The sequence below is a fragment of the Parabacteroides chongii genome (genome assembly GCF_029581355.1).
Classification (GTDB): Bacteria; Bacteroidota; Bacteroidia; order Bacteroidales; family Tannerellaceae; genus Parabacteroides; species Parabacteroides chongii.
Genome location: NZ_CP120849.1, coordinates 4,994,998 through 5,008,902, shown reverse-complemented (window position 1 = coordinate 5,008,902; position 13,905 = coordinate 4,994,998). Strand labels below are relative to the sequence as shown.

Genomic DNA, 13,905 nt, shown 5'->3' with positions numbered 1-13,905 from the left:
TTATTGTAAAGTATTCCAGGAAAAACACTTGTTTTTTGTTAAAAGTAATACTCAAGATATAATATGGAAAAGCAATTTAGACGTCTTCAATCACTGGATGCACTCCGGGGATTTGACATGTTTTTTATAATGGGAGGGGGAACGTTGTTTATAGGATTGGCAACATTGATCCCGACACCTTTTTTTGAAGCTGTAGCAAAACAGATGCATCATGTACCTTGGCATGGATTGGCTTTTGAGGATACTATATTCCCTCTGTTTCTTTTTATTGCCGGAATATCATTTCCTTTTTCATTAACGAAACAGAGAGAAAAAGGAATGTCGGATACGGCTATTTATAAAAAAATAGTCCGGAGAGGACTGACTCTTGTTCTTTTGGGATGTATATATAATGGATTACTTAATTTGGATTTTGAACATCAGCGTTATGCTAGTGTTTTAGCACGGATTGGTTTAGCCTGGATGTTTGGAGCCTTGATATTCGTTAATACGAGAACCTTAACACGAATATGGATTACGGTTGGTATTTTGATAGGATATTGGTTACTATTGGCATTGGTTCCGGCTCCGGATGGTAATGGTGCGGGTGTCTTTACGCGGGAAGGATGTCTGGCTGGTTATATCGACCGGCTCTGTTTACCTGGCATGCATGGTTTGATGGATCCGGAAGGTATCTTATCGACTATCCCTGCTATTGGAACAGCTTTGCTGGGGATGTTTACCGGTGAATTTATTAAATTCGGGAAGGATACTTTTACAAATACTAAAAAGGTTTTCTATTTATTGATAACCGGATGTTGTCTGCTTGTAATAGGTCTTTTGTGGGATCTTGTTTTTCCGATAAATAAACGTTTATGGTCCAGTTCTTTTGTTTGTGTTGTCGGAGGATACTCAACTGTATTATTTGCATTGTTTTATTATATCATAGATGTAAGGGGCTACCGGAAATGGACTCCTTTTTTCACCGTAATCGGGATGAATTCGATTACTATTTATTTGGCACAAGCATTCATTGATTTTTCTTTTACCAATGATAAAATATTCGGTGGATTGATTCATTTGTTTCCTGAATCGGCTCAACCATTTATGAGTGCGATAGGCTACATTGTTTTATGTTGGTTGTTTCTTTACTTTTTATATCGTCAGAAAATCTTTTTGAAAGTGTAAATTATTAATAATATGGAAAAAACAAGCTATAAACGTCTAGAGTCGTTAGACGTGTTGCGGGGTTTTGATCTTTTCTGTCTCATACTCTGTGAAGCAACTTTCTATTTATTGAGGGATGCAATAAATGCTCCCTGGTTTAATAAAGTGATGTGGAATTTTTCACATGTTTCCTGGGAAGGGTTTTCTCCCTGGGATTTAATTATGCCGTTGTTTATGTTTATGGCGGGAGTTTCTATTCCTTTTGCTTTATCCCGCTATAAAACGGAATCTAATAAATGGCTGGTTTATCGACGTATTGGAAAGCGTGTTTTGTTGTTGTGGATTTTTGGAATGATGTGCCAGGGGAATTTACTGGCTCTTGATCCGAATCATATTTATTTATATTCGAATACATTACAATCGATAGCGATGGGATATCTGATCGCAGCGGTATTATTTTTGAATTTCCGGACATCTACGCAGGTTGTTGTGACGGTAATTTTATTGTTGGCATATTGGGCTGCCATGCAATTTATAACGGTCGATGGTTTCGGCGGTGGCGATTATACCCGTGACGGGAATCTGGCTGAGTGGGTAGACCGAGTGGTTTTAGGGCGTTTCCGACATTTTGCTGAAATAGAAAATGGAGTGGTTCTTTTTTCAAAAGGCTATCGTTATACCTGGGTATTGAGTAGTTTGAATTTTGGCGTGACTGTGTTGACCGGACTATTTGCAGGCGAAATATTGAAAAGGGGACTTTCTCCGAAAAAGAAATATCAATATTTGTTCGGAATAGGTATGATTATGGTGATACTTGGTTGGTTATGGAATTTCCAGATGCCGGTAATCAAACATATTTGGACGAGTTCGATGGTTTTGGTTAGTAGTGGGTATTGTTTCTTATTAATGGGGTTATTTTATTATTGGATTGATTACAAGGGATATTTTAAGAATAACACTTGGCTGAAAGTTTTTGGCATGAATTCTATTGTGGCATATATGTTGGCGGATGTGGCAAATTTCAGATGTATTGGTGCATCTTTATTTCATGGTTTGGAACAATATTTGGGGGCTTATTATCCAGTATTGATAGGTTTGTCGAATTTTATTGTTATTTATATCATATTATGGATATTGTATAAACATAAGATATTTTTAAAAGTATAAAGTCTGTTTATTTGTATAAATTCATAGGGTAAACCTCCTTTATTACGTCTAGTAAGAAATAATTTAAAGTTTTATACCATGAAAATGCTAAGTAAAGTATTCTTGCTTTTTTGTTTTTTATCTTTGATGTCCTGTCAGAAAGACCCGCAGATACAGGCGGCTTATGACCTGATCGAACGTATAACTCCTGGATATGGCAAACAGTTTTGTCTGGAACTGATCGGGCCGGAGAACGGGAGCGATGTCTATGAAGTGGCCGGGGAGAACGGCAAAGTCGTGTTGCGCGGGAACAATACGGTATCGTTGGCAACAGCTTATAACCAGTACCTGAAATATCATTGCAACGCCCATGTCTCCTGGTTCGGCGATCAGTTGAACTTGCCGGAGACACTGCCTGTTCCGGCTGAGACGACACACCGGATCATTAACGGTAAGTATCGTGTCTATTTTAATTATTGTACGTTGAGCTATACCGGTGCCTGGTGGGATTGGGAACGCTGGCAGCGTGAGATCGACTATATGGCTATGAACTCGATCAATACGCCTTTGTCGGTTGTCGGACTGGAAGGCGTTTGGTATAATACACTACTTCGTTTCGGTTTTACGGATGAGGAAGCACGTTCTTATTTGGTCGATCCTGCCCATTTTGCCTGGCAGTGGATGCCTAATATCGAGAGCTTCGGCGGACCGCTGCCGAAATCATGGATCGATTCGCATATCGCATTGGGTAAACAAGTGGTAAACCGTCAGTTGGAGTTGGGAATGACACCGATACAGCAAGGTTTTTCCGGTGCTGTACCTCGTAAGATGATGGAAAAGTTCCCGGAGGCCAAGATACAGAAGCAACCGGATTGGTACGGATTTGAAGGTATCTGCCAGTTAGACCCGCTCGACCCGCTGTTTACGGAACTGGGAAAAGCCTTTCTGGAAGAGGAACAAAAATTATACGGGACCTACGGACTCTATGCAGCCGATCCTTTCCATGAAAGCAAACCACCTGTGGATACGCCTGAATATCTGAATGCAGTAGGTTCTTCTATCCACAAATTGATGAAGACGTTCGACCCGGATGCGTTGTGGGTGATGCAAGCCTGGAGCTTCCGGAAAGATATTGCATCCGTCGTACCGAAACATGACCTGCTCGTATTGAGTCTGAACGGTGCGTTAGGGGGAGAAGATCATTTCTGTAACCATGATTTTGTGGTAGGTAATCTGCATAATTTTGGCGGACGTGTCAATCTTCACGGAGATTTGCCGCTGGTATCGTCCAATCAGTTTATGAAAGCGAAGCAGGAAACACCGAATGTGGTAGGCTCCGGTTTGTTTATGGAGTCGATCGGACAGAATCCCGTATTCTATGAGTTAGCCTTTGAGATGCCTGTTCACCAGGACTCGGTGAAGCTGAAAGAGTGGTTGGATAAATATGCGCAGCGTCGTTACGGCGCACCTTCCGAAGCTGCCGGTAAGGCCTGGGAGTTATTGCTTGCCGGTCCTTATCGTGCCGGGACGAACGGGGTGGAGTCCAGTTCGATCATCTGTGCCCGTCCTGCTGTAGATGTAAAGAAGTCGGGACCGAATGCCGGTTTCAATATCCCTTACGACCCTCAATCGTTGATAGAAGCCGAAGCTTGTTTGTTGCAGGATGCGGAACAATTGAAAGGTTCCAAACCATATCGTTTCGATATTGTCGATGTGCAGCGTCAGATCATGTCTAACCTGGGACAGGAAATACATAAAAAAGCGGCAGAAGCATTCAAGAAAAAGGATAAAGAGGCGTTTGCCCTGCACTCCGGACGTTTCCTTGAGTTATTAAAAGATGTAGATATCTTGCTTCGTACCCGTACAGAGTTTAACTTTGACCAGTGGTTGACGGATGCCTGTGCCTGGGGAACGACCGACGAAGAACGTAATTTGTTTGAAAAGAATGCCTCTTCGCTGGTGACTATCTGGGGCGGACAGGTCGATGTTCGTCAGTTCGATTATTCATGGCGCGAATGGACCGGTTTGATCGAGGGATATTATCTGCAACGCTGGACGAAGTTCTATGATATGTTGCAGGGACATCTCGATAACGGAACGGCTTACAGGGAGGAAGATGCAAAGATGGATTTAGGCCGCCAGGCTTTCCGTGCGAATGAGTTTTATGATTCATTGGCTGACTGGGAGTTGGCTTTCGTCGATCGTCCGGGTAAGGCGCGTACTCCGATAACGGAAGGAGATGAAGTGACCGTAGCCCGCCGGATGCTGGACAAATACAAACAATTATCAAAAGAATACTACAATGTTGAGAAAACAAATTAAGTACCTGATGGTATATTCGCTTCTGACCCTGCCTTGTGTGATGCAGGCGCAGGATGATGTAACGAATGCCTTCGATGACTTGAAACGACAAGGAACGGTGAACGAGCAGGATTCGGAAATGCGCCGTGTGGCTTCGTCGGATGCGGTGAAGAAGTTGATACAGGAAAACCCGGAAGCCGGTTATTTCTGTTTTACGGAAGACCGGGAACACGATATCCGTATGACGGATGCGATACCTGTGCGTTGGGTGGAACGGTCGGCCGATTCACGTACAAAGTTTCAGGGCGATTGTCTACCGGGTGAGTTCTATACCTGGCAGGTAGGAATCTTCGCCCCGTATCAAACTGTATCGGACCTGTCTGTCATTTTCTCCGACTGGAAGAATGAAAAAGGGAACAAGATTCCAGCTTCTGCTTTCCGTTGCTTTAACCTGGGAGGAACCGATACGAATGGTAAATCTTTTAAGAAGACAGTGAATGTTCCCAAAGGAAATGTACAGGCATTATGGATCGGCTCTGATGTGCCTGTAACGGCTGACGGTGTTTATAAAGGAAAAGTGACGATCAAAGCAGCTGATGCAAAACCGGTAGAGATTGCCTGCGAATTGACCGTACAAGGTTCTCCTATCGCGAACCACGGAGATAACGAAGGGTGGCGTAAAACCCGTCTGCGCTGGCTGGATTCTTCCATCGGTAATGCGGATGAACCGACGGCTCCGTATATTCCCGTTCAATTACAGAAACAAACGATCTCCTGGCTGGGAGGGACAATGGAACTGTCGAAAGAGGGGTTGCCTCAATCCCTTTCTACCCGCTATGATCGGAGTAACCAATTGAACGATCAGAGCAATAACCCTGTCCTGGCAGGTGAAATGCGGTTCGTGATCGAAACGGAGAATGGCGAAGAAGTATTGAAAGGCGGTTCGCTGCGGATCACCGGACGAAATAAGGCGTCGGTAAACTGGACGGCTACCCGGAAGAGCCGTCATTTTGAAGTGCAGTGTTCAGGTACCTTCGGTTTCGACGGTCTGGTCGATTACCGGATACAGGTGAAGTCGCTGGGAGACGTGAAGGTGAAGGATATCCGTTTGGAAGTACCTTATACTGCGTATGCCGCCAAGTATATGATGGGCTTGGGGCATAAAGGCGGTTTGCGCCCCGACTCCCTGATCAACTGGCGATGGAACGTCGACAAGCATCAGGATAAGATCTGGATGGGAAATATAAACGCCGGTCTGAACTTCTGCTTCAAAGATGAGAACTATGTGCGTCCGCTGGTGAATATCTATTATGGTTTAGGTAAGTTGAACCTGCCTGCTTCGTGGGGCAATGCCAATAAGGGCGGTATCGACATTCAGCCCGATAAAGACGGCACAGTCCTGATGACAGCCTACAGCGGTGAACGTTCGATGCAGAAAGGCGATGTCCTTCATTATAATTTCAATATGCTGGTTACGCCGGTGAAACCGCTTAACCTGCCGGAACTGGCGGAAAAACGTTTCTACCATTCCAACAGCGATGTGAGTGCCGGTTATATCCCTGCTGCCCTGAAAGCGGGAGCCAATATGATCAATGTGCATCATAAGAAAGATATTTACCCGTTCATTAACTATCCGTATTACGATGAAGCCGTTCCGGATCTGAAACGCTTTATCTCGGATGCACACAGCAAGGATTTGGATGTCCGGCTTTATTATACGACCCGTGAGTTGACGGTGAAGATACCGGAGTTGTGGGCATTGCGCAGCCTGGGCAGTGAAGTGATTCATGACGGTCCCGGAAAGGATGCCCGTACACTGATCCATCGCAACGGTCCTCACGAATGGTTGAACAAGAACCTGACGACTCATTTCATCCCCGCCTGGTATAACGCTTTCAAAGAAGGTAAATATGCCGGCGATATGGATATCTCGGTTATCACCACCCCTGACTCCCGTTGGAACAATTACTACCTGGAAGGGCTGGACTGGATGATTAAAAACCTGGGCCTGGATGGTGTCTATATCGACGACAGTGCTCTGGATCATCAGACCTTGCAACGTGCCCGCCGTGTAATGGATACCGACGGTAAACGCCGCTTGATCGATATCCACTCCTGGAACCATATGAATCAGTGGGCCGGCTATGCAAACTCGTTGCATCTTTATTTGGAGTTACTGCCTTATGTAGACCGTACCTGGATCGGTGAAGGTTTCCCTGCAAACAATACGCTGGACTTTTGGCTGGTGGAAATGTCCGGTATTCCTTTCGGATTGATGAGTGAAACGTTGGATGCCCGGAATGTGTTCCGTGGAATGGTCTACGGTATGCTTCCCCGCCTGCCGTGGAGTGGAAACCCTGTTCCGTTTTGGCATATTTGGGACGATTTCGGTATGAAGAATGCCGTGATGAGAGGCTATTGGGATGAACGTTGTCCGGTAAAAACAGATAATACGAATATCCCGGCTACCGTTTATATCAACGGAGATAAAGCGCTTGTCGTACTGGCAAACTGGACCGATCTTCCTCAAACGGCAAAGATCACTTTGGATGAACAACTGCTTGGCTTCAAGCCGTCTTCCTATCTGTTGCCGGAGATCCGGAACACACAATGGGAAGGAAAACTGTCTTCCCTGAACCAATGCGAGATCATGGGACGTGGCGGTATGATCATTTTACTGGAAAAATAAAAAGGATGTGATTGAGAGGATAGGAATAATGTTTCCGTTCCTTTCAATCCCATCACGTCAAAGATTGTTTCCGACCGAAGCCGGGTTGTTTGCAGAAGGCAGTTTATTCTCCTTATTTAGCGGTGCAGTTATTGATCTACCCTTTTGTTGAGTTTTTTCAGTAAATTCTTTCCTGCCTTGAACTTGACGCTGTTGCGGGAAAGGATCGGTACTGTTTCCCCTGTTTTGGGATTCCTCCCTGCCCTGGCAGTTTGTTCCCATAGGTGAAAGGTGCCGAAACCTTGCAGTACCAGAGAATTCTTTTTTTCCAGCTCATCGCTGAGAATGTCGAGCAAAGTATTCAGATGGGAAGTGCATTCCTGCTGTGTGGTATTCAGTCGGGAGGATAGTTCTTTTATTAAGTCGTGTTTATTCATTTTAGTTCAGTATAAATGTAGAGTTTAGAAGAGGATATGCCAAAAGTCCGTTTTGTCATGGCGGACTTCCGACATATCCTCCGTTAGTTTATTTACGGATATTCCTTTACGGAACAACCGGAACGATTGTCGTAGACACGTCGATTGTCAGGTCGCCTCCTCCGGTGATAGCATTCGTCAGCAAGATGCTGCCCGATTTAGCCTCGGAGAGGTTAGCTTCTCCGACGATCGTGAGCGTCAGGGTCGTCGTATGCGAACCGTTGCTGTTCACTACATCCTTCGAAGTGACCTTCAGCCAGTTACTGCCTGTATTAACGCTCGGTGTGATGCCTTCCGGCGAGTTGACCGCCAGCGTACAGGTAGAAGCAGCAGTTGCTTCGCCCAGTAGGATGGAGGCATTCCCTCCGGCGGCAGGCGTAAAGGTGTTGTTCGTATTGTCGCCGTTACCGAACTGTGAAGCTATGGGAGCGGTGATGGCCGGATCTTTCAGCTTGACGCTGACGGTTGTTGCGGCGGTCGAAGCGGTGGAAGTAACCGTAACGGTTGCTGTGGTACTCATGTCCTGCGCACTACCCAGTGTCAGCGTATAATCGCCTTCGGCTGTGTCGAGGTTGGTTGCATCGGCAGTGAGCCATGCCGGGCTGTCCTGTATAGCCAGCGTACTGCCGGTCGAACCGGCGCGGTCTTCGGCCACGACGTGCAGCTTGGCAGTTTGGTTGGCTACGTTGTAGATCGTCAGCATACCGTCTTTGAACGTACTGAAGCAGCCGCTGGCATTGTCGCCGAGTGTTACCTCAGGGCCTGCGGTGGGTGCCACGACGATGTCTTTGCGTTTGCCGCTTGCCGGGTTTTTCAGGCGGATGGTGACAGGCAGGAGCTTTCCGCTGAGTGCCTCTTTATCCACTTTGTAGGTATAGGTCGTCTCGATGGAACCGGCCTTGGTGCGTGTGTCGGCTACGATCCATTGGGCCGAACCTTCTTTGTAGGCCAGTTCTTCCTCCAATTCCGTGTTCGATCCCAAAGTGAAAGCGAACTTGCTGCCGTCTTGCGGCAGTACGGCGATCGATCCGTTTGCCATCACATAAGCGCCCGTAGAAGCACCGCCATCGGTGATAAGCTCGACGGCAGCCTTGTCGAAGTCGTTACCCTTGTTCGGGTCGTACTCGTCGATATCGCCTTCGTCCGACCATTCGGATACGTTGAGGGTGAAATCCAGGTGATAGGTGTCGGCCTTCGTGATGGCGATGGTGTAGCGGTGGTTGTTGGCCACTTCGATATAGCTGCCTACGCCGTTTGCCATCTGCTGGAAAGGAACCTTATAAGAGACGTCCTGCGTTTCCGTTTTGTTGACGGTATATTTCCCTTTCAGGATCAGATAACCCTGATCGTTCTGCGGGCTGGGCCAGCTGTAGAAAGCGCCGGTTGTCGTGGCGTTGCCTTCTACCTGGTTGTCGGCTGTTATGGCGCGTGCCGGGTAAGTGATCCGGTCGGTTTCCGATTTTCCCAGTGTCTTGACGGGGAAGAAGCTTGTCCCCCTTTGTCCGTTGCCCATCGAGATGCTTTCGACCGTGAATTTGGAGGTAGCCGCATTGTTCACGATATCGAAACGGGCGGCCATACGTGTCAGTTTGAAACTCAGTTGCGTACGTGCCGAGACGGAAAAATCGGTCAGGTCGATCGGAGTCGTATGCGATCCCGTCATCGGCAGCGGTGTCTGCAGGATATCGTCTTCCGTCGGAACGGCGGCAGCGGGGTCGATCAGTGCCGTGTGCAGTTTGAGGAAGTCTTTTTCCGTCGGAACACCATCGACCACATTGTTTACCGGCTGTCCGGGTGCATCCTGCCGGAGCGGGGTGAAAGCGGTATAGGCTTCCACCGTTCCTTCAGGGGTTGTCTGATAGAGTACAGTCCGGTTGACTACGCAATAGAGCTTTATGAACAGTCCTTTCTGCAATTTCAGCAAGGCTGTTGTTACGTTGTCTTCGGCAGAAGCCAGCAGGTTGAAACTGTGTGCCCAGTCGCCGTCGCCTGCCACGGTGGAGGCGTCGTCGCGGTAATAATGGAGTTCCTGGAAGGTGTAACCGTTGATTTCGTCTTTCGAGCCGAACACGTAGATGTCCAACGAGCGGATATAGTTTTCCTCGGCGGTGGCGATCGGGTCGCCTTCGGCTTTCGTCTTGCCGGAAGCCACATTCAATTTGTTCTTGAAGGTGAGCAACACTTCCCTTTTGGCAGCGTCGTCCTGTCCGGTTTCGTCGGGTGTCGGGTTCACCAGCTCGTTCTCGCTCGTGCACGCCATCAGCAGAAGGGAGGCGGCGAAAACGGATAGTTTATATTTTATGTTCATATGCTTGTTTGTTAGAGAGGTATGTCGGCTGTCGGTATCCGGCGTTTGCCGGTCGTTACCCCGACATACCCCTGTTGGTTTTACTTCTTGACTAAAGTGATTGTCTTGTCGCCACCATTGGTAACACCGTTGGTAACGGTAATCGTGATGTTGCCTGTATCATCTGTATTAACGGCTGTTGCGGCAGAGAATGTGATTTCGGCTATTCCGTCATCCCCGATAGCGGCAGGTGTCTTACCGGCAATACCGGCCCATGTGTTGCTTAAATCAGGAACGGAGATAGCAGAACCTTTGTAGCCCTTAATTGTGATTTTCAGGGTTCCGTAGTTATCGGCAAAGGTTGTTCCCGTTACATTGATATTATCTCCCTCGATAGAAGCAGCATTGGCTGAGTCCACTGTCTTTTCGAATGTGATAGCCGGATCCTTCCAGGTAATCGTAAGTTTAGCCTTACGTTCGGTATCGCTACTGTTGGAAGCAACCAATTCCGTAGTGGCATCGGTGAGCTGTGAAGCGTCGGTAACCTTGATTTCGTAATTATCGTCGCTCTGTTTCGTCACGCTTAATCCGCTCACGCTGGCGAAGGTAGCAGCTTCCGCACAAGTCATCTTGATGAAGACCTTGCTGTCGTTAGCCTTGTACATGTTGACCGTTGCTGAGTAGCCGTCGGCTGCAATCGCCAAAGCTTCGTTGAACTCGCTCTTATCTCCGCTTGTGGCAGCATCCAGTTTCGGTTTGCTGTAAGCCTTGTTCATCGTTACCGTCAGCTTGTCGTTTGCGTCCAGTTTGTTGATGAATACGATATCGAAATCGTCGTATGTCTCAACACTTGATTTAGCGACCCGGTAAACCGTGCAGGTTCCGTCGAATGCCGTCTGTTCTGTTACATTGAGCCATTTTCCTGACGGGAGCTCGACAGTTACACCCAGCGGAGAATTGATCTTGAAGGTATAGTTGCCGGAAGCCAACAGGTCTATATCCGTCTTGATCGTATAAGCAGCCGCACTACCGCTGATGGTAGCGATATTATTGGCATCCGCATTCAGTTCGGAAGTCATGTCCGGTTCTTCCAGGGTCACCTCGATGTCACTCTTGACAGTTTCGTCTTCGGCATTCTGTACGGAGATGGTAACAGAACTTTCTCCCAACTGGGCTACATCGCTGATCTTCAATTTGTATGTAGCGGTGTAGTCGGCGATTTCGCCTACCTGTTCGGCTGCGGCAAATCCGGCAGGAACTTTTACTTTCACCCCTTCGATACATTTCGCCTGGATCGTGATGTAGCTGCCGTTTACCTTATACATAGAGGCGGTAACCGGAGTTACGTCCGTCTTCATCGTGTTGCCCAGGCTGTGGCCTGCAGCGGCTTCGGTCAGTACGGGAGCAGCGAGCGGTCCGTAGAACACCAGTGTTTTCCAGAGGGCCGGATCATAGGAGGCGGCTTCGTTGATGAAATTCACCAGGATCGGCTGCTGACCGGTAGCGTTGGTAGAAGTGAGCGTGAAGGTAGTATACCATACGCCGTCTTTTTCTTCTGTTGCCGGGTCGCTGATTTCGAGCCAGCCGTCGGTGGGGGTTTTCGTGTAGGCAGACTTTTCGGCACGTACTTTACCGGTAGCGGCAATCGTTACCTTGAACGACTTGTTGTCGACCACTTTGAATTCCGTTGTCGAAGTCGTACCGTCGGCATTCGTGATGGCGACAGGCAGGTCGGCATTGCTACCGGCGGCATCGGGTGCAAATCCGGTAGCCGGGTCGAATACCGGTGTGTCGTTATCCGGTTTGATGTTGATACCGCCGCCCGAAGTCCAGTCTTCTATCTCGAATGTACCGTAGATGGCTGCCTGTGTCACATCGGTGATCTTCAGCTTGTAACGGCTGTTGGCCTTGATATCGACATATTGGGCATCCGCGCCGTTGGTTTTCTGGATAGGTACGTTGTAGGTGACGGGCACCTGCTGGGTTGTCACCGGGCTTTTATACGTACCTTCGATCACGAGGTAGCTTTCGTCGGTTGCCAGTCCCGGGTAGACATAGATGGCGCTTTCCTTCACGCCGTTGTTGGCTCCCGTGTTTTCTGCGGGGAAGGTGACGGGGGCGTAGGTCATCAGATCGGCAGCCTTGTCTCCGACGGCGCTCAGCGTGGCATTCCACAGGGAAGTGTTCTTACGGGCATTTGCCAGGGTGATGGTCTCGATGGTGAGGTTCGATTTCGACGTGGTGTTGTCGATGTCGAAACGGGCCATGGCGCGGCGCAGGGTGATGTTTACCTTCGACACGCTGCCGCTGATTTTGGTCTGTCCGTCGCCGGTCATCAGAAGCGGGGTCAGGATGATGTCTTTCGTCCCATCCGCCTCATTTTTCATCTGGCGGGTATAGGCCGCTTTGAAGGCTGTTTCCGTCGTTGCTGCATCGGCATTGGTGATTTTACCATCGTTGTCGGTCGTTACGGCTGTCAGTGGGGCGGCGGCATTGAAAATCTCCGTACCGTCGGCATCGTAGAACTTGCCGTCGGTCACGTCGTTCGATCCGTTATTTGCCACACACAGGAGTTTGATGAAAGGTACGCCTTTCAGCTCGTTCGGATAGATCGAGGCTTTCCAGGAAGAGCCGGAAGCCTGTTTCTTGAAGTTGGTGGTTGTGGGGTTTGCCGGGTCGTAGGCCGTCCCTTCCTGCCATGTTTCCAGGTAGTAGTAAGGGCCGTCCTGCTGGGCGGCGGCAAAGAGGTAGACCTTGAGGTCGTTGATCTGGTTCTCACTTTCAGAAGCGATCGCCTTGGTATACTCCTGGCTCTCGCTGGTTCCGCTCATTTCGATTTGAATTTCGCTTCGGGTACCGGTCGCGGAAGAGTCGCCTCCGTTCTCGATATCTTCTGAGCAACCTGCTCCCAGGCCTGCGATGGCGAGGAGCAGCATTAAACTTTTAACATTCATGTTCGTTGTTTTTTAATTAAACATATTATTCGTTGAAAAATTGATATTTGTTTCATTCCGGGAAGTTGCGGTTCCCGGTGTTGGGAAGTCACAGTTCCCAGTACTGGGAAGAGACACTTCCCAACGCTGGGAAGGGCGGCTTCCCGGCTGTTGTCTTATTCGATGACGGGGCGATCGTCTTCTCCGCCGCCTCCGGCTCCCACATGTACGTCGACGGATACTTCGCGCGGCTCTTTCAGCAGATGGTTGCTGGTACCGAACTGGGTACGTACGGTCAGCAGATAGTTGCCGTCGGCCAGGTCGGCGGGGATCAACAAGGTTAGTTCGGACGGGTTGTTTTTCGTGATCATGTCGTCGTCGAGTTTCACTACGGCTTTCGTTTTCGTATTGGTCAGGCTGACGCCTACGGATGCGTCGGTGCCCGTCACTTTGAGGTTGGCACCGCGCACGAAGAAGTTGCGTCCCGGTGTCATGGTACCGTCTTTCAGGCCTGTCTTGCGGTCTTCCGTTCCGATGATGTACATCACGTCGGCTTTTTCGCCCAGGATACTGATGGCGGTTTTCCCGATCTCTTCGCGTACCACCTTGTTTTGTGTGAAGGCTACGTAGATGTTGTTCGTTTCAGGGTTCCATTTGCCGTCTTCCGCCAGCCCCAACAGGCGGGGTACGGCGTAGAACAGCCCGGTGTTGAGTTGCCATCCGTTCATCAGCATACGGGCACAGACGCGCTCGAAGAGGGTGACAACATGTGTGATGGTTTCGGGACGCAACCCGGTGTCTTCGGCACGCATTTCTTCGTAGATTTTGTCGATGTTGGCATTGCCGGTCGTTTCCAGCAGAAAGATCCTGTCTTTCGGGTCGGATGTCACCGTATTGGGTGCCATCCAGACTTTCAGTGTGTTTGCCATAATTTATTCTTTTGTGGGA

8 protein-coding genes are annotated in these 13,905 nt (G+C 48.6%); 4 read left to right on the top strand and 4 right to left on the bottom strand.

All coding sequences use genetic code 11. The annotated features are described in order from the left end of the window. The first annotated feature begins 63 nt into the window (after nucleotides 1–63). From P3L47_RS19245 to P3L47_RS19230, 4 genes are all read left to right on the top strand, one after another. Nucleotides 64–1,167: an acyltransferase family protein gene (locus P3L47_RS19245; RefSeq protein ID WP_277781807.1), complete on the top strand. Its 1,104-nt coding sequence runs from the start codon at nucleotides 64–66 to the stop codon at nucleotides 1,165–1,167. Between the two features lie 12 nt (nucleotides 1,168–1,179). Further along, nucleotides 1,180–2,313, top strand: coding sequence for an acyltransferase family protein (locus tag P3L47_RS19240; protein WP_277781806.1), 1,134 nt, complete (start codon nucleotides 1,180–1,182; stop codon nucleotides 2,311–2,313). 78 nt (nucleotides 2,314–2,391) lie between these two features. Further along, a complete protein-coding gene (locus P3L47_RS19235) occupies nucleotides 2,392–4,614 on the top strand; it encodes an alpha-N-acetylglucosaminidase (protein ID WP_277781805.1) in 2,223 nt (740 codons plus the stop codon). Next, the gene (locus P3L47_RS19230; RefSeq protein WP_277781804.1) at nucleotides 4,595–7,282 is read left to right on the top strand and encodes a glycoside hydrolase domain-containing protein; all 2,688 of its coding nucleotides are present in this window, start codon (nucleotides 4,595–4,597) and stop codon (nucleotides 7,280–7,282) included. The genes P3L47_RS19235 and P3L47_RS19230 overlap by 20 nt, the downstream gene beginning before the upstream one ends. Before the next feature lie 128 nt (nucleotides 7,283–7,410). On the opposite strand, the gene P3L47_RS19225 is transcribed toward P3L47_RS19230, so the two are convergent. The 4 genes from P3L47_RS19225 to P3L47_RS19210 form a co-directional block, all read right to left on the bottom strand. Then, complete coding sequence (locus P3L47_RS19225; RefSeq protein WP_122360294.1) at nucleotides 7,411–7,698, bottom strand: HU family DNA-binding protein; 288 nt, start codon at nucleotides 7,696–7,698, stop codon at nucleotides 7,411–7,413. Between the two features lie 106 nt (nucleotides 7,699–7,804). Further along, complete coding sequence (locus P3L47_RS19220) at nucleotides 7,805–10,045, bottom strand: hypothetical protein (RefSeq protein WP_277781803.1); 2,241 nt, start codon at nucleotides 10,043–10,045, stop codon at nucleotides 7,805–7,807. A gap of 80 nt (nucleotides 10,046–10,125) precedes the next feature. After that, complete coding sequence (locus P3L47_RS19215) at nucleotides 10,126–12,978, bottom strand: hypothetical protein (protein WP_277781802.1); 2,853 nt, start codon at nucleotides 12,976–12,978, stop codon at nucleotides 10,126–10,128. A gap of 155 nt (nucleotides 12,979–13,133) precedes the next feature. Continuing rightward, entirely contained in the window at nucleotides 13,134–13,886 is a 753-nt protein-coding gene (locus P3L47_RS19210; protein ID WP_122360293.1) for a DUF4469 domain-containing protein, read from the bottom strand. Nucleotides 13,887–13,905 lie beyond the last annotated feature (19 nt).